This is a genomic window from Streptomyces sp. T39 (assembly GCF_008042045.1).
Taxonomy (GTDB): domain Bacteria; phylum Actinomycetota; class Actinomycetes; order Streptomycetales; family Streptomycetaceae; genus Streptomyces.
This window is the reverse complement of record NZ_RDBP01000053.1, coordinates 1-16,863: the sequence shown is the minus strand read 5'-3', so window position 1 is coordinate 16,863 and position 16,863 is coordinate 1. Positions and strand designations below refer to the sequence as shown.

The following is a 16,863-nucleotide window of genomic DNA, read 5'->3' as shown; positions in this document are numbered from 1 at the left end:
TCGCGGTGGCTGCCCCGTCCCTCGAGGTCGGAAGCCCGCGGCCCGTACCTGCCTGGACGGCCGGAGTGAAGGGGCGTCAGTTTGCGGGGATCGTTGCCTGGTGTGCTGTGAGGAAGGCGGCGAGGTCCTCGGCGATTCGCTCCGGGTACTCGCCGTTGATCGCGTGGGATGCGTCCTCGTAGGTGTGGACGGTGGCGTCTGGAAGCGCGCGTTCGGCTGTCCTGGCGGCGGTCTGCGGATCGTGCATCACGGACTGGCCGGCGATGATGATCAGCACCGGCATGTCCAGCGTGGCGAGGCGGTCTTCGCTGATGCGCTCAGGTTGGGGCAGCTTCAGCGCGTAGTGCTTCATGCCTGCTTCGATCATCTGGGCCACCGGGACGTCTTCGACGGGCGCTCCGCCCGCGGTGTAGGAGTTGAAGCTGTCGCGCCAGGATTTCGGCGGCCAGGGCAGTGAGGCCGGCAGGGACCGGGCGATGGTTTCCCAGGGCATGTCGTCGAGGACGTACACGGGGTCGATCAAAGTCAGAGTCTCGACGTGGGTCGGCTCGCGCAGGGCGAGGTTGGCGGCGGTCCAGCCGCCGATCGAGAGCCCGACGAGGTGGAAGGATTCTTCCGGCAGTGCGTCGAGGACTTGGTGCAGCCAGGCTGCTTGGTCGTCGTCGCCAGTGATGGGCCGGTCCTGGATGCTCATGCCCGGTTCGCCGAGCAGGTCGACGGTGTAGACGTCTCCGATCGCAAGGAGGCTCGGCAGATTGTCCGCCCAGACCGGTGATGCGGAGGCCCGTCCGGGGAGCAGTACCAAGGGAACACGGGTGTCTGTCCTCCCGGCGAACCGGTACATGCGAACCAGGCCGTAGTCGGTCCGGACGTCGAGCGTCGCCGCAGGCTTCGGGAGATCACGCAGAGCAGCCCTGTAGGTGGAGCGGAACCTGTCCTGACCCTCGGCGCTGTCCCAGTGACCCACCGGGGAGGAGGAGCGTAAGACGCGGGTGACAGCTTCCGTGACACGCCTCCGTCGACGACTTCGCCCAGGCTTCGTCGCCCTTCGCAGGGTGTCGTCCGGGTGAAAGGACGAAGCCAGTCGGGCATCCGGTTCGCCGCTCAGGCCTGCCCTGTGGTTCCCCGCCGTCGAGTCCGTCATGCCAGCACCTCTTTACGCTCAGTCAGCAATGTGACCGTACGGGTTCCCGGCGTTCGGCTCCACCATGCCGGCACCTCCTTGAGGCAGGCGGGATTTCGACCGTACGGCGGACGCCGCCCACGGCAACGGGGCAGCGGGGTCATCCGAGACTTGTCATACTTCCCGAATGGAGAAGCAGGACGCGGAGGCGGCGAGGCGCTGGCTGTCCGATCAGGGTGTCAACCAGGGGCGCGACGGGTGGGTGAGCGACGAGAAGCCGGACGTGGTGCTCACGGCCAACGAGGTGGCGCATTCTTGGGCCGCAGACGTGTTCGCCGAGGACGTGGAGCCTGCCGAGCAACTACGCCTGGCCTTCGGGCTGCTGGACCTCCTCGAGGAATACTGGGTCACGTACGAGATCCGGATCGCGGACGACAGCGCGGAAGGCCCCCTGCCGGCCGATGTGCTGTGGGGCGGCTACCGCCGGCGGTTGGAGGCGGAGCGGGACGTCGAGGCCGTCACCTACTCGCTGTGGGTGGACTGGTTCGAGGATCACACCACTTCCGACACCGCCTTCGCCGAAGTGCTCGGCAGCGACATCGACCGCGTGGTGGCCGACCGGTCGGAACCCCTGATCCGCCGGGCCCGCCGCGTCCTGGAGTGCTCGGGGCCGGTGCGCTGGGCGGTGAAGGAGCCGGCGTACCGAACCGCCACGCGGGTCCCTGCCCTGCACTGTGCCGTCTTCAGAGGCATCCTGGCGAGCTTCCACGACCTCTACGGCGACCTGGAGCCGGCTGCCGCGCTGGCTCTTCTCGACCAGTTGGACCTGCCGACGAACACGCGGCACCGTGCGGAACTGCACCACGTGCTCACCGCCGGGCACAGGAACCGTTACCGGAGCGCCGGCGCCTGGGAGCATGCGGTGCGCTCCTGCGCGTGAAACGGGGGCTGGAGCGCAGGCCGACCGAGGCGGGCGCGGCCGCCGGACGCGACCGCTCACCGCCCCATGCCCCGCCCATCGGGAGCGAGGATTGCCCAGCGCTGCTTGTCGTAGCGCCTGCCCCGGTAAGGCCACGCTGCGCGCCGCACGCCCTCGACGCACATGCCGGCCGGGGAGCTTGCCCGTACTCCGGCGCCCTGCTGCCAGGCCCGAGTAGGGTTGTCGGATGATCGACTTCGTCACCGGTGCTCCGGTCCCCGGCAGTCTGGACGTGACCTGGCACGCGGGCCGTCCGGCCGGCGAACACGACCCCGCCGGTGCCGTGCAGGTGCATGCGTACACCGAGCACACCCTGATCCTGAGGCAGAACAAGTCCGTCCACTTCGAGGCGCCCTTCCTGTTCCTGCTGTTCGGCGAGGAACGGGCGCTGCTGCTGGACACCGGTGCGACCGAGGACCCGGACCGGATGCCGCTGCGGGCCACCGTCGACGCCTTGATCGACGACTGGCTCACGCGGCACCCGCGCCCCCGGTACGGCCTGGTCGTCGCACACACGCACGGGCACGGCGACCACATCGCCGGCGACGCGCAGTTCGCCGACCGCCCGCACACCGAAGTCGTCGGTCCCTCGCTCCCGGAGGTCACGGAGTGGTTCGGCTTCCGTGACTGGCCGCTGCGCCCCGCCGAGCTGGACCTCGGCGGACGGGTGGTCGACGCCCTGCCCGGGCCGGGCCACCAGGACGCCGCCGTCGTGTTCCACGACCGTCACACGGGTCTGCTGCTGACCGGCGACTCGCTCTACCCGGGGCGGCTCTACGTCCGTGACACCGAGGCCTTTTCCGCGACCGTGGACCGGCTTCTCGCGTTCTGCTCGACGGCCCGGATCACTCATGTCCTCGGCTGTCACATCGAGATGACGCGCACGCCGGGAGTCGACTACCCGCGCGGCACCGTGTACCAGCCCGACGAGCCGCCGCTGCAGCTCACCCCTGGGCACCTGCGGCGGCTCCGGCGGGCTCTGGACCGTCGGGAGGAGGCCGCCGGGGACTTCGTCGTGGTCTACCCGAACTGACCGCCCCGGCGCTCGCCGGGACCGGGGCGGGTCGTGCCGCTCGGGCCGCCGGCCGTGTGCCGCGTTACCGCCGGCGGCTGGTGGAACACTGCCGTCGACCACGCGAGCTGCTGAACGACAGCGCCGAGATCGCGCATCTGCAGCTGATCCGGGCGGCGTCGAAGCCGAAACCGGCCCGGTGTCCTCGACCTCTACGTCTTCAGCCCCTCCCGCCGCGTCCACGCCGAACCGCCCGACCGACAGGCCCCGGGGAGGAGGCCCCCGCCCGTGTGGGGGCGTCTTTCGTGCGCGTGTTCCTCCGGGCGACTCCTCGCATGTCCGGCCGGGCGCGGCGCCAGGCGCCGTCGGCGAGCAGCCGCAGGCCGTTGAGGCCGACCAGGACGGTGGAGCCCTCGTGTCCGGCGACACCGAGGGGCAGGGGCAGCGTGCCGACGAGGTCCCAGACGGCCAGGACGGCGATGAAGGTGCCCGCGATGACGAGGTTCTGGATCACGAGGGTGCGGGCGCGGCGGGAGAGGTTCACCACGGTGGGGATGGTGGCGAGTTCGTCGCGGACGACGACGGCGTCGGCGGTCTCCAGGGCGAGGTCGGATCCGGCCCGTCCCATGGCGATGCCGGTGTGGGCGGCGGCGAGGGCGGGGGCGTCGTTGACGCCGTCGCCGACGACGAGGACCCTGGCGCCGTCGTTCCGGAGTTCGTGGACGGCGGCGACCTTGTCCTGGGGCAGCAGGCCGGCCCGTACGTCGGTGATGCCGACCTCGGCGGCGAGGCGGGCGGCTGCGCGCGGATTGTCGCCGGTGACCAGGACCGGGACGCGGCCGGTCAGTTCGGCCAGCGCGCGGGTGGCGGCGGCGGCCTCGGGGCGCAGCCGGTCGGCGATCCCGAGGACGCCGACCGGGCGGCCGTCGAGGGTGACCACGACGGCGGTGTGGCCCCGCTCCTCCAGCGCGGCGGCCAGGGCGGCGACCGGGTGGTCGGTGCCGTGGAGGAGGCGGGCGGGGCTGCCGACCGCGACGGCGCGGCCGTCGATGGTGGCCGTGACCCCGGTGCCGGGCGTGGAGGAGAAGTCCTCGGCCGACGGCAGGTCCAGGCCGCGGGCGCCGGCCGCGTCCACCACCGCGCGCGCGAGGGGGTGTTCGCTGGGGTGCTCGGCCGCCGCGGCGAGGCGCAGGAGTGCGCCCTCGTCGAGGCCGGAGCCGTCGAGCGGGCGCAGATCCGTCAGGCGCGGGGTGCCCTCGGTGAGGGTGCCGGTCTTGTCGAGCGCGACTGCGTCGACCTGTCCGAGGCGTTCCATGACGACGGCGGACTTCACCAGCACGCCGTGGCGGCCGGCGTTGGCCATCGCGGACAGCAGCGGCGGCATCGTGGCCAGGACGACGGCGCACGGCGAGGCGACGATCATGAAGGTCATCGCCCGCAGCAGCGTGGCCTGGAGATCCGATCCCATCAGCAGGGGGACCGCGAAGATCAGCAGGGTGGCGGCCACCATGCCGAGGCTGTAGCGCTGCTCGACCTTCTCGATGAACAGCTGGGTGGGCGCCTTCGTCCCGGCGGCCTCCTCGACCATCGCGACGATCCGGGCGATCACCGATTCCGACGGATCGCGCTCGACCTTCACCCGCAGGGCTCCGGAGCCGTTCAGTGTGCCGGCGAACACCTCGTCGCCGCGTTGCTTGGCGGCGGGCAGCGGCTCTCCGGTGATGGTGGCCTGGTCGACATCGCTCGCGCCGCCGAGCACGCGGCCGTCGGCGCCGATGCGTTCCCCCGGCCGTACGAGCAGGACGTCGCCCACGGCGAGCGAGTCGGCCGGGACGGTCTCCTCGGTGCCGTCGTCCGCGATCCGGGTCGCTGTCTCCGGGGCGAGGTCGAGCAGACCGCGTACGGAGTCCGCGGTGCGGGCGGTGGCGATCGCTTCCAGAGCGCCGGAGGTGGCGAAGATGACGATCAGCAGCGCACCGTCCAGGACCTGGCCGATCGCGGCGGCGCCGAGGGCCGCGACCACCATCAGGAGGTCCACGTCCAGGGTCTTGCCCTTGAGGGCCTTCAGCCCCTCCCAGCCCGGCTCCCATCCGCCGGTGACATAGGTGGCCGCGAACAGCGGTCCCCACAGCCACGCCGGTGCGTCCAGCAGATACAGCGGAAGGGCGGCCAGGAACAGCACGAGTGCCATCAGGGCCCACCGGGCTTCGGGCAGCTCCAGGATCCTGGTGCGCCGCCGGGGCGGCGCCTGGTCCGCACCGGTGGCGGCCTTCGAGGGCCTCTCCAGGACAGAAGACATGACAAAGCACCCCTTCACGGGCGAACAGTGGCGACACGCTCACCATACAGGAATGCATGAACAGGTCTTCAGATGTCTTTCGTATCATGGTCGCATGGGCCACGGATCGAACGCCACCACCAGCGCAGGCACCCGCGAGCGCCTCGACGCGGTGGGCGCCGGCGATGTCGCCGCCACCTTTCAGGCCCTCGCCACGCCCTCGCGGTTGTACATCCTCGCGCGCCTGCGCGAGGGGCCGACCTCGGTCGGCGAGCTGGCGGCCGCCGTGGGGATGGAACCCTCGGCCTGCTCCCACCAGCTCCGCCTGTTGCGCAACCTCGGCCTGGTGACGGGGGAGCGGCGCGGACGCTCGATCGTCTACGCGCTGTACGACGACCACGTCGCCGAACTCCTCGACCAGGCGCTCCACCACGTCGAGCACCTGCGCCTGGGCCTCCGTGACCTGCCCGCCGGACTCGCCACGCCGGCCGCCGCCGAGTGACCCCGAGGGCGGCCGAGGGGGTGTCCGGGCGCGTCGTCCACGGCTGCGCGACTCGCGCCTGGTTCGCGACCGGAGCCTGGGCAGGGGGCGAGGACGTCACCCCGGTCGAGGGATGACGACGACGACGGCACACGGGCACGCCGGCCCGGTCGTGGACCGCTGCCCGGGGCAGCGTGCGCTTCACTCGTCGAGGATGTGACAGAGCGCGGGCCAGGCTCCTGGTGGGCGCCCGTGCTGATCAGGCAGTGATCAGCAGGGTGAGGAGAACCGACAGGGTGCCGGCTGTGAGCGCCGCTCCCACGACGGTGAACACCAGGTGGATCGACGAGCTGTCCCACCCTCGGATCTCGAAGCGGCTGGGGTTCTTCTCGTCGTAGAGGACCGTGACAGAGCTGCCGATGGCGTAGCCGTGGAGAACGGTGCCCCGGCCGAAGCCGGAGGGGTATGTGCAGTCGCGGCCGTCCCGAGTCGTCCAGGCCACCACGGGGTGGTGGTAGGTGGCTCCCTCGTCGCCTCGCCGGGTGTCGTGACGCACGACTCGGCCTACCGCCGTGACTCCGGTGTGTCGGAGCTCGCTGGCGCGGCGGAGCCCGTACACGCCGATGCAGAGGAAGCTCACGCCGATCAGCAGCGGTATGAGCGAGAAGAGCCATTCACGTTTCATGTGGTGTCCGACGCGCAGGTGAGGGCATTGGTTGCCGGGGCGGACATGACCCTGTGGTGCCGTGCCGGAGGGCAAGCCGGGGTTGCCGCAGGTCGGTGCGGCGTCATGGCCGGCACGGTGGGGATGAGTCCGCCCGACTGGTCGACGGCGGCGGGTGTCTTCCCGTCGGCCGCGATCGTGACTCGGGAGCGCAGGAGCTGTCCGAGATCTCGTCCTCAGTGTGTGGCGGACTGGGAGCGCTCCCAGTTGGCTGTACCGGGATGGTGCCGCGGCCGGGCGCCCCCACCGGCGCCGTTGGCTCGCGGGGTGGGCGCCCGATGGGTGGCCGAACCCGCTCCCATGTCCGGGGCGGGTGCGCCGGACGTGGCGCGAGGGGTTGACATGCCCCCTCCAGGCGCCCACAGTTCCAAAGTCCCCGCAGGCGTGGGAGCGCTCCCGTGCCTGTCCGTAACCGAGTAAGGACCCAGGCGTGAGACATCTCCTGCGCTTACCCCAGCCCGCCCGCCGTCGCGGGTACCGCCGCGGAAGCCGCCTCGTGGGCACCGCGGTCATGGGCGTCCTGATCGCCGGCCTCGTCGCGGCCCCGGCCGGATCCGCCGAGATCCCGGACACCCGCGCCGCCGAGGGCGCCGAGCAGATCGTCAACGGCGACTTCTCCGCCGGCACCGCCCCCTGGTGGTGGACGCCGAACAGCCCGGCCGCGGTCACCGGCGGCGAACTGTGCGCTGACATCGCCGCAGGCACCGCCAACCCCTGGGACGCCATCATCGGGCAGGACGGTGTCGACCTGCTGGCCGGCGAGGGCTACGTGCTGAGCTTCACCGCGCACGCCACCGTCCCCGTCGCGATGCGCACCGCCCTGCAGATGGCCGTGGAGCCCTACACGGCTGAGCACCTCTCGACCGACCGGATCACCACCGAGCCGCAGACCTTCACCCACACCTTCACCGCGAAGGCCGACAACGACGCCGCCCAGCTCGGCTTCCAGGTGGGCGGCCACGAGCAAGCGTTCACCCTCTGCCTGGACGACGTCTCACTCACGGGCGGAACCGCGCCCCCGCCCTACCAGCCGGACACCGGCTCACCGGTCCGGGTCAACCAGGTGGGCTACCTGACCGAAGGACCCAAGATCGGTACGTTCGTCACCGAGGCGGCCGAGCCCGTGACCTGGACCCTGAACGCGCCCGACGGCAGCGCGGCGGCCACCGGCACCACCAGGGTGTTCGGCCAGGACCCGACCTCGCGCCAGCATGTGCACACCTTCGACTTCGGCGAGTTCACCAGGGCCGGCCAGGACTACACCGTCACCGTCGCCGGCGAGACGAGCGAGCCGTTCGCCATCGGTGACGACCTGTACGCACAGCTGCGCACGGACGCGCTCGCGTACTTCTACCACAACCGCAGCGGCATCGGGATCGACGCCGGCCTGGTCGGCGAGGAGTACGCCCGGCCCGCCGGACACCTGGACGCGGCACCCAACCAGGGCGACGGTGACGTGCCGTGCCAGCCCGGTGTCTGCGACTACCGGCTGGACGTGCGCGGCGGCTGGTACGACGCCGGGGACCACGGCAAGTACGTCGTCAACGGAGGCATCTCGGTCGCCCAGGTGATGGCCACCTACGAACGCACCCTGACCGCCCGGAACGCCGACGGCGAACCCCTGGGCGACGGCCGGCTGCGGGTGCCCGAGCGGGGCAACGGCACCCCGGACATCCTGGACGAGGCCGCCTGGCAGCTCGACTTCCTGATGAAGATGCAGGTCCCCGCCGGTGAGGAACTGGCGGGCATGGCGCACCACAAGGTCCACGACGAGAAGTGGACAGGGCTGCCGCTGCTGCCGCACCAGGACCCGGAGAAGCGGGAGCTCCACCCGCCGTCCACCGCGGCCACCCTCAACCTGGCAGCGGCCGGTGCCCAGTGCGCCCGCCTGTTCCGGCCGTACGACGCGGCCTTCGCCGACCGTTGCCTGACCTCGGCCACCCGGGCCTGGCAGGCCGCTCTGGCCCACCCGGAGGTCTACGCCGGAGCCGGCGACAACGTCGGCGGCGGCGCCTACGAGGACGCAGACGTGAGCGACGAGTTCTACTGGGCCGCGGCGGAGCTCTTCGTCACCACCGGCCAGGACGGCTACCGCAGGCACCTGCTGGACTCCCCGCTGCACGGGGACGCGGACAAGGTCTTCCCGCGCGGCGGCATGTGGTGGGGCGGCACCGCGGGTCTGGGCGCGCTGTCCCTGGCCACGGTGGACAACGGCCTGACGGCCGCCGAGCTGGCCGGGGTGCGCTCCCTGGTGACCACGGGCGCCGACCGCTACGCCGCGGACGCGCGGGCCGCCGCCTACGGCGTGCCCTACGCCCCGGAGGACAGCCGCTATGTGTGGGGGTCCAACAGCGGAGTGCTCAACAACATGGTGGTGCTCGGGGTCGCCCACGACCTGACCGGTGACACGAAGTACCGGGACGCACTGCTGGGCGGCCTGGACTACCTGCTGGGCCGCAACCCGCTCAACCAGTCCTACGTCACCGGGCACGGCGAGCGTGACTCGCACAACCAGCATCACCGGCACTGGGCCCACCAGCTCGACCCGAGCCTGCCCAACCCGGCACCCGGCTCGGTCGCGGGCGGCCCCAACGTCGACATCCAGGACCCGATCGCCCAGGACAAGCTCAAGGGCTGCGCTCCGGCCATGTGCTACATCGACGACATCGGCTCCTGGGCCACCAACGAGGTGACCATCAACTGGAACGCCCCGCTCGCCTGGGTCGCCTCCTTCGCGGACGATCTCGGCGGCTCCGGCGCCACGGATCCCGACCCGGCCGCGTGCGAGGTCGGCTACGTGTCGGACCGCTGGAACGGGGGCTTCACCAGCCGTGTGACGGTCACCAACACCGGCACCGAGGCGATCAGTCCGTGGACGCTGACCTGGTCGTTCGCCGACGACCAGCGGGTCACCCACCACTGGAGCAGCCGGATCGTCCAGACCGGGCGAGAGGTCGCCGCGCACCCCGCCTCGTGGAACGGCACCATCGCGCCCGGCGGTTCGGTGGACTTCGGCTTCAACGGCACCTCCGGCGGCGGGGCGGTCGACCCCACCGCCTTCGCGCTCAACGGCGAACCCTGCACCACCGGCTGACTGCGCGCCGCCCCGCACCCCGTGGTGCGGGGCGGGTCCCGGCCGGAGGCCGCCGCGCCGCCCGCGACGGCCTCCTGGCCCGGCCCGCGCCCCTCCCCACCCGCCACGAACCCTGCCGCCCGGCGGACACCGTGTGAGCCCGGACGCGCCCCGGTGCTGCACGCAACCGACCTGGCTCAGAGAGCGGCCTCGCGCGAGGCGTCTTCACCCTGCCGAGGCGCCGTGTCGAGAACGGCGTCCAATATGCGCCGGGAACTCTCGAGTTGGCTGATCGTCTCGGTGATGCGGGCGCGTTCGCGCCGCAACTCCCCGATGAAGGTCGGGCAGCCGGACGGCACCCTCAGTTCATCCGTGTCGCGCACACAATGCACGACCTTGCCGATCACCGCGGTGGAGAGCCCTGCGGCGAGCATGGATCGAATGTGGCGCACCATGGCGACATCTGCCTGCGCGTACTCGCGGTAGCCGTTGCCCAGCCGTGCCGGCCGGAGCAGACCCTGTTCCTCGTAGTAGCGCAACAGCCGCCTGCTCACCCCGGTTTCGCGGGCGAGATCGCCAATTCGCAAGGCCTTCTCCTTGACCTTCACAGTGATGTGATGCCTTACCGTCCCCAGTATCGCTGATCACACAATGGAGGGGTCGGATCATGCCTGGTGCAGTGATCATTGGTGCGGGACCGGGGATCGGGCAGGCAGTCGCCCGTCGGTTCGCCAGGGAGGGGATGCCGATCACACTGATCGCCAGGAGGGAGCAGGCGCTGCGTGTCGTTGCGGACGGGCTCGCTCCCTATGGCGTCCCGATCATTGCGCTGCAGGCCGACAGCACCGACCGGGCCGAGTTGGACGCGGCCCTGGACCAGGCCGTCGGCGAGCACGGCGTACCGGAGGTCGCCGTGTACAACGCCGCGCTCGTCCGCGCGGACGAACTGGGCGAGTTGTCGGTGCGCGAGCATATGGAAGCATGGGCGGTCAACGTGGTCGGCGCGCTGAATGCCGCAGCGCGCCTCGCCCCGGCGATGGCAGCTCGGGGGAGCGGAACGTTCCTTGTCACCGGCGGCATGCCCGAACCCAAGCTGGAGTATGTGAGCCTTTCCCTGGGCAAAGCGGGCGTCCGGACGCTGATCGCGCTGCTCGATCAGCAGTACGGCTCCTTCGGAGTCCACGCGGCGAGCGTCACCGTGGACGGCCCGGTCGCCCCTGGCACCGACTTCGACCCCGACGTCATCGCCGAGCACTACTGGCGCCTGCACACGCAGCCACGCCACCTGTGGGACCGCGAGGCGCTGCACATGGGCCGCTCTTGAGAGTCGACGGCTTCGTTGCCCGGCTCGCCGGGCCGGGGTCCGGCCCGGCCTCAGGTGCCGTACGCGACACCTCGCCCGACGGTGGTCACCCGCAGTCGTTCCCGACACCTCCGCCGCCCGCAGCCTGAGACGGGCAGTCGTGCCGAGCCGTCCCGGTCCTACGGGACGGCCGCGCGGGTTGCCCACGGACCCCTCGTGAACAGGTCCCGGCGTTCGTCCCCCGCCTGTCGCCATCCACGCCGCACCGAGCGCCACCCGCGCGGAGCAACCTCACCGCTGCTGCATCAATCATGACAGAAGGTGTCGGGTTTACGGCCGACGATGGACGCATGCGCGAAACCCCAGAAGAACTCGACAAGCTCCAGTCCCTCCTCGACTCCTCCCTCGCCGGCTCGACCGCACACCTTCGCTCGATCGTCGAGGGCCGCACCATCACGGCGGCGCAGCTCACCGGGGTCCTCACCGGCATGTGCACGCTCGCCCTCTCCACGGTGACCGCGAAGGGCGAACCGCGGATCAGCGGCGCCGACGGGCACTTCCTGCACGGCCGGTGGCACTTCGGCACGGCCCGCAACGCCGCCAAGGCCCGTCATCTCGCGGCCCGCCCGGCCGCCAGCGTCGCGCACATGCGCGGCGAGGACCTCGGCGTGTTCACCCACGGCACGGTGGAGGAGCTCAACCCCGAGGACGCCGAGACCACGGCCGACTGGCAGGAACTCCTCGCCTACTTGGCGGACTTCTACGACGACGACGCCTTCGACTGGAACCGCGAGGTCGTCTACTACCGGCTGAACCCGCACTGGATGACCGTCTACGCCCCCGACCTCGACAAGCTCACCAGCACGTGACGCCGGGCCCGTCGACGAGTGACGAGTGCTCTGCAGGTGGCCGCGGAATGCCAACCGGTCCATCCCTGGTGAGCTGCTCCACCCGCATCTCCGAGGTCCCACTCGGTCACAGGGCCCCCGTTGAGCGCCAGTTCCCACGAGTGTGACGGGAGGGGCGCGAGGGCTCCCCGCCCACCCGGACCGCTCGGCGCCCGTGTCGGGGCGGCCCTGGGCGAGCGGTTGGGCGAACCGCCCTCGTTCGTCGCCTTCGAGGGCTACGACACGATCGTTGTCCTCGCCGAGGTGCTGCGTGCGCACGGCACGGACCGGGCGGGCACGGACCGCGCGGGGCCGGGGGCAGGGGGGTCGGGTGCCCGCGGAGGGCCCGGTGGTCAGCCGGTGTGCAGGATCCGGAAGCTGCTCGGGTCCGCCGGATCCCGGTCGGCGACCTGGACCGGCGCCCAGGCCCACTGCCACACACCCGTGCCCGGCGTGCGGGAGAAACGGACCGGCCCCCTGGTCCCCTCGACCGCGACGCGCCCCCAGGACGCGGCGACGGCCGCCCGGTCCGTGCCGTGCGCACGCAGCACCTCGGCGAGGACAACGATCGTGTCGTAGCCCTCGAAGGCGACGAACGAGGGCGGTTCGCCCAACCGCTCGCCCAGGGCCGCCCCGACACGGGCGCCGAGCGGTCCGGGGGGCTCGGGCAGATAGCGCAGGAACGGGACGGCCGCGCCGTCGGCGCCCAGCGACGTCGCCCAGCCGGCGAACTCCGGCTGTCCGGCCGGGGCGCCGATCATCAGGCCGGCGAGGCGCGGGTCGCGGCGGACGGCCGCGACGACGGGCACCGCCGGATCCGGGTACCCGGTCAGCAGCAGGAGAGCGGTGACGCGATGACCGGCGAGGGCGTCGCACACGGCCGCCGGGGCGAGTGCGCTCGCGTCGAGTTCGACGACGGTGCCGCCGAGCGGCGCGAGGCGGTCGCGCAGGATGCGGGTCCCGGACGCCCAGTAGACGCTCGGGTCGGCCGCCACGGCGATGCGGCGGTGGCCCGCGCCGAGGAGGAAGTCGGCGTAGACCCGCCAGCCGTGGGACTGCGCGGGGGCGAGGCGCGCGACCCCTTCCGCCAGCCGGTCGGTGAGCGCGTCGAGGACCGCCGACGAGCAGAGGAACGGCAGGCCGAGGGCGTCCGCCCGGGCGGCGGCGGCGCGGGCGACGACGCTGTGGTACTCCCCCGCCAGCGCGGCCACGCCCAGGTCCGCCAGTTCGTCCACGGCCGCCTCGGCCCGCCGCGGATCCGCGGCGGTGTCCCTGACCACCAGGGAGAGGGGTGCCCCGCCGATCCCGCCGGAGTCGTTGACGTCACGCACGGCCAGTTCGAGTCCGGCGAGCAGCTGCCGGCCCGCCTCGGCCCAGCCGGGCGGGGTCAGCGGTGCCAGAGCACCGATCCGCACGGGCGGCCGGCCCTCCGGCTCCGCCGCGGACGGTGACGACGGCGTGTTCATGAGCGGGCGCCCTCCCTTGCCGGATGTGTGCGCCGTGCACGGCGCACGGCGGCAGGTTCCGGGACGTCCGCCCCGCGCGCCGCGCCGGACGCGCCCCGGTGACCATGCCGGACATTGATCCACCGCCCCCGCCGCACGGCAACCGGATTTCCGGCCGCCGGACGCAACTGCCCGGCGGCGGGGGCGGGTCGGCCCCCCAGGCGTCTACCTCCCGCCCACCGGCCCGCCGCCCGCCCTGCGGGCGACCCGCTTCAGGTATCCGTCGCGGTCCAGCGGATCGGCGTCCGTACGCGGCCGGACCGGCGGAGCCCCGGTGACCGGCCGGTAGTGGTCGAAGGCGGTCTCCAGCACGCCCTCCCCGCTGGTGAGGGACGGGACGCGGCGTTCCAGGGCGTGCACGGCGGCGGCCGGCAGGTCGCCCTCGATCACGTACGAGCGCGCCTGCGGGAGCGTGGTGCGCGGTACCGCGCCGTGGCGGGTGAGCGCGGCGAGCACCGGTCCGTACTGAACGGCGGGCACCTCCAGCCGGAAGCGGTGCACGGGTTCGTGGACGCGTGTGCCGGCCCGGCGCAGGGCGCTCATCAGCACCAGTGGGGTGAGGTTGCGGAAATCGCCGGCGGTGCTCGACATGCTCTTGTCGAAGACGGCGTGCGCATGGCTCTGCCGGGCCGCGTACCCCGAGTGGGTCAGCGTGACCGTGCAGTCGTCCACCTGCCAGCCGTACAGACCCTGTTCGAGCGTGCGGGCCACCGTCTCCTCGATCGCCGTGACGAACGCGGCGGGAAGCGAACCCGGTTCGACCTCCAGCCGGAACGCGGACCCCGAGCCGGCCTCCGCCGGATCGACCCGCAGGCCGACGGTGGCGAGGTACGGATTGGGGTCGGTGCGGAGGAACTCGGCCGCCGAGCCCGATCCGGTGAGCCGCTCGGTGTGGACGGTCGTCGTCGCGCGGAACGTCACGCCGATCCCGTACTCCTCCGCGAGCGTGGCCTCGACGACCTCCTTCTGCACCTCCCCGTAGAGGGAGAGCGAGGTCTCGTGCCGCACGTCGTCCTGCCGCAGGCCGATCAGCGGGTCCTGCTCGGCGAGGTGGGCGAGGGCCTGGTGGAGGGCGCCGCGCTCCTCGGGGCGCACCGGTTCGACCACCGTCTCCAGGCTCGGCGGGGCGAAGTGGCCGCCGCGGGCGGCGTCCGGCCCCGGGGCGCCGACCCCGTCGCCGACGCGCGCCCGGGCGAGGCCGCGGACCACGGCGATCTGCCCCGCCGACACGGCGTCCCGGTCCACGGTCGCACCGTGTCCGACGACGCGGATGCCGGTGACCCTGGCAGGGTGGCCGTCGCCGCCGACCGGAACCCGGTCGCGCAGACGCGCGGTGCCCGAGAACAGGCGCACCCACGCCGACTTCTCGCCGTCCGGACCCCGTTCGACGGCGAACACGGTGCCCGAGAGGGGGCCGCCGGGGTCGCCGCCGGCCGGCGGCAGCAGCGCAGTGATGCCTTCGATCAGACCGTCGACACCGGCGCCGGTGATCGCGGATCCGAAGTACACCGGATGCACCCGGCCCTGACGGGTCGCCGCCGCGAGCGCGCGGCCGAGCCGCTCGTCCGACGGCAGCTCCCCGTCGACGTAGGCGGCGAGCAGCTCGTCGTCGGAGTCGGCCAGGAGCGTGGTCAGTTCGGCGCGGAAGGACCGCCCGGCGCGGGGAGCGCTGGACGCCGCGGGGGTACCGAGGGCCGCGGTGCGGCTCATGGCGATGTGCGCGGGCGTCAGTTTCTCGCCGATGGACCGCAGCAGCTCCTCCCGGCGGGCTCCGCCGCGGTCGATCTTGTTGACGAAGATCAGTGCGGGCAGCCGCAGCCGCCGCAGGACGCGCATCAGCACCCGGGTCTGCGCCTGGACGCCCTCGACCGCGGAGACCACGAGCACCGCGCCGTCGAGGACGCCGAGCGCGCGTTCCACCTCCGCGACGAAGTCCGGGTGGCCGGGGGTGTCGATCAGGTTGACGGTGGTGTCGCCCGCGTCGAAGGAGGCGACGGCCGCCTTGATGGTGATGCCGCGCCGGCGTTCCAGCGCGAGGGTGTCGGTCCGGGTGCTGCCGGCGTCGACGCTGCCGAGTGTGTCGATGGCGTGCGTGCGGTGCAGGAGCCGCTCGGTCAGGCTCGTCTTGCCGGCGTCAACATGCGCCAGGATTCCCAGGTTCAGCGTGTGCACGAAGTGTCATGTCCTCGAGATGGGGGGCGTTTCCTTCCTGGGTGGACATGAGAGTTCCGCGCATGATCTGGCCTCCTGGATCGGTCCGGCGTCGTTCGCCGGTGCACCGCGAGTGCAGCAGACGGGCCGCCTCGCGGACAACCGGATTTCGCGGCACGCCACGGCTCGGCGCCGGGGCGCCGGGTCGTGGCGCCGGGCCGTTCCGGCATCCCCGTGCACGCCGGAACGGCCCGGCGGGATCAGTGGAGCCGGGCCACCGCGGTCGCCGTGGTGCGGGTGAACGCGGCGAGCGGGCCGGCGAGCTGGGCGGCCTCGGCCGGGGTGGCGGCGACGGTGGTCGTCTGGCGGGCACCGGTGTCCAGTTCGGTCCTGAAGTCCCGGTACCTCGTGCCGGACGCGGGCGTCGTACCCGCCGTGCAGAACGACTCGTCGGCCGGAAGCCCCTTGCGCACCGGGTCCGCCGTCCAGGGCGTGCTCGCCGCGGGCAGGTCGCCGGGGGCGAGGAAGCGCGGCACGGCGGCGGAGTACGCCGTGGGAAGGGCGACGGCGGGCGCGGCGGCCGCTGCGGTCAGTGCGGCGCTCAGGGCGAGGGCCGCGGCGGTGCGGATGCGGGTGTGGTTCATGGCTGGTGTTCCCCGTATGTCGTTGCCGGTCGAGAGGCACCAGCGTCCGCGCGGCCCGGCCCGGCGGGCAATGTCCGACGGGGCATCAGGAACGGTGGAACCGTTTCACCCCCGATGACGTGGGGGTTTCACAGAGGGGTGAAACGCGCCCCGGGACGTGCGCGGGAAGGGAGCGGCATGGCGGACACCCCGCGCCGTACGGACGCCGAGGCCTTCGCGGCCCGCCTGCACGCCCTGCGCAGCGCTTCCGGCCGGAGCTACGAGTCCCTCGCACGCCGCGCGGGGGTCGGCGCGGCGACCCTGCACCGGTACTGCTCGGGCCGGACCGTTCCGATGGAGTTCGCCCCCGTGGAACGCCTGGCACGGGTGTGGGGCTGCTCCGCCGCGGACCTCGCCCTGAGCGCCGCACTGACCGCAGCGGCCGCCGCGCCCGCCGTCGCCCTTCCCACGGCGTACTCCGCCGCCGTGCCGCGCTTCCTCGCCCCCGGCGACCTGCCCGCGGCGAGCACGCCCTGGACGGCGGACCCGGTGCGCAAGGGGCTTCCGGCCGACGAGTCGTTCTGCACGGCGGGTACGACGCCCGCGTCCGGCACGAGGTACCGGGACTTCAGGACCGAACTGGACACCGGTGCCCGCCAGACGACCACCGTCGCCGCCACCCCGGCCGAGGCCGCCCAGCTCGCCGGCCCCCAGCTCGCCGGCC

At 72.6% G+C, this 16,863-nt stretch carries 14 protein-coding genes and 1 pseudogene; 8 read left to right on the top strand and 7 right to left on the bottom strand.

Annotated features, from left to right (window positions below; translation table 11 throughout):
* Positions 1–76 precede the first annotated feature (76 nt).
* Positions 77–967: an alpha/beta fold hydrolase gene (locus tag EAO77_RS31950; RefSeq protein WP_222723722.1), complete on the bottom strand. Its 891-nt coding sequence runs from the start codon at positions 965–967 to the stop codon at positions 77–79.
* A 343-nt stretch (positions 968–1,310) separates the two neighbouring features.
* Between EAO77_RS31950 and EAO77_RS31945 the strand changes: the two genes are divergently transcribed.
* The gene (locus EAO77_RS31945) at positions 1,311–2,063 is read left to right on the top strand and encodes a hypothetical protein (protein WP_147991822.1); all 753 of its coding nucleotides are present in this window, start codon (positions 1,311–1,313) and stop codon (positions 2,061–2,063) included.
* Positions 2,064–2,289: 226 nt separating this feature from the next.
* Positions 2,290–3,135 carry an MBL fold metallo-hydrolase gene (locus tag EAO77_RS31940; protein WP_147991821.1) on the top strand — a complete coding sequence of 282 codons (846 nt, stop codon included), beginning with the start codon at positions 2,290–2,292 and terminating at the stop codon, positions 3,133–3,135.
* A gap of 199 nt (positions 3,136–3,334) precedes the next feature.
* On the opposite strand, the gene EAO77_RS31935 is transcribed toward EAO77_RS31940, so the two are convergent.
* Positions 3,335–5,413 (bottom strand): heavy metal translocating P-type ATPase, encoded by a 2,079-nt coding sequence (locus tag EAO77_RS31935; protein WP_147991820.1) that lies wholly within the window; start codon positions 5,411–5,413, stop codon positions 3,335–3,337.
* A 94-nt stretch (positions 5,414–5,507) separates the two neighbouring features.
* On the opposite strand from EAO77_RS31935, the gene EAO77_RS31930 reads away from it, so the two are divergent.
* On the top strand, positions 5,508–5,894 hold the full coding sequence (locus EAO77_RS31930; protein WP_147991819.1) for an ArsR/SmtB family transcription factor: 387 nt from the start codon (positions 5,508–5,510) through the stop codon (positions 5,892–5,894).
* A gap of 238 nt (positions 5,895–6,132) precedes the next feature.
* Here the strand turns inward: EAO77_RS31930 and EAO77_RS39010 are convergent, their stop codons facing one another.
* Entirely contained in the window at positions 6,133–6,558 is a 426-nt protein-coding gene (locus EAO77_RS39010; protein ID WP_187283507.1) for a DUF3592 domain-containing protein, read from the bottom strand.
* Positions 6,559–7,108: 550 nt separating this feature from the next.
* Here EAO77_RS39010 and EAO77_RS31920 point away from each other — a divergent pair.
* The gene (locus EAO77_RS31920; protein ID WP_147991874.1) at positions 7,109–9,691 is read left to right on the top strand and encodes a glycoside hydrolase family 9 protein; all 2,583 of its coding nucleotides are present in this window, start codon (positions 7,109–7,111) and stop codon (positions 9,689–9,691) included.
* A gap of 176 nt (positions 9,692–9,867) precedes the next feature.
* On the opposite strand, the gene EAO77_RS31915 is transcribed toward EAO77_RS31920, so the two are convergent.
* Positions 9,868–10,257 carry a MerR family transcriptional regulator gene (locus tag EAO77_RS31915; protein ID WP_147991873.1) on the bottom strand — a complete coding sequence of 130 codons (390 nt, stop codon included), beginning with the start codon at positions 10,255–10,257 and terminating at the stop codon, positions 9,868–9,870.
* A gap of 80 nt (positions 10,258–10,337) precedes the next feature.
* Between EAO77_RS31915 and EAO77_RS31910 the strand changes: the two genes are divergently transcribed.
* The 3 genes and pseudogenes from EAO77_RS31910 to EAO77_RS40615 all read left to right on the top strand — a co-directional run.
* Positions 10,338–10,994, top strand: a complete 657-nt coding sequence (locus EAO77_RS31910) for an SDR family NAD(P)-dependent oxidoreductase (protein ID WP_187283506.1) — start codon at positions 10,338–10,340, stop codon at positions 10,992–10,994.
* Positions 10,995–11,323: 329 nt separating this feature from the next.
* Positions 11,324–11,842, top strand: a complete 519-nt coding sequence (locus tag EAO77_RS31905; RefSeq protein ID WP_147991817.1) for a pyridoxamine 5'-phosphate oxidase family protein — start codon at positions 11,324–11,326, stop codon at positions 11,840–11,842.
* A 165-nt stretch (positions 11,843–12,007) separates the two neighbouring features.
* A pseudogene (locus EAO77_RS40615) lies at positions 12,008–12,202 on the top strand (amino acid ABC transporter substrate-binding protein); the annotation flags it as partial.
* Between the two features lie 11 nt (positions 12,203–12,213).
* Here the strand turns inward: EAO77_RS40615 and EAO77_RS31895 are convergent.
* The 3 genes from EAO77_RS31895 to EAO77_RS31885 all read right to left on the bottom strand — a co-directional run bounded on the left by EAO77_RS31895 (position 12,214) and on the right by EAO77_RS31885 (position 16,160).
* Complete coding sequence (locus tag EAO77_RS31895; RefSeq protein ID WP_147991816.1) at positions 12,214–13,326, bottom strand: ABC transporter substrate-binding protein; 1,113 nt, start codon at positions 13,324–13,326, stop codon at positions 12,214–12,216.
* A 204-nt stretch (positions 13,327–13,530) separates the two neighbouring features.
* Positions 13,531–15,537, bottom strand: coding sequence for an elongation factor G (locus EAO77_RS31890; RefSeq protein WP_147991815.1), 2,007 nt, complete (start codon positions 15,535–15,537; stop codon positions 13,531–13,533).
* 239 nt (positions 15,538–15,776) lie between these two features.
* Positions 15,777–16,160, bottom strand: coding sequence for a hypothetical protein (locus EAO77_RS31885; protein WP_147991814.1), 384 nt, complete (start codon positions 16,158–16,160; stop codon positions 15,777–15,779).
* 177 nt (positions 16,161–16,337) lie between these two features.
* Between EAO77_RS31885 and EAO77_RS31880 the strand changes: the two genes are divergently transcribed.
* Positions 16,338–16,863: helix-turn-helix domain-containing protein (locus EAO77_RS31880; RefSeq protein WP_147991813.1), on the top strand; the 526-nt coding region annotated here is incomplete at its 3' end.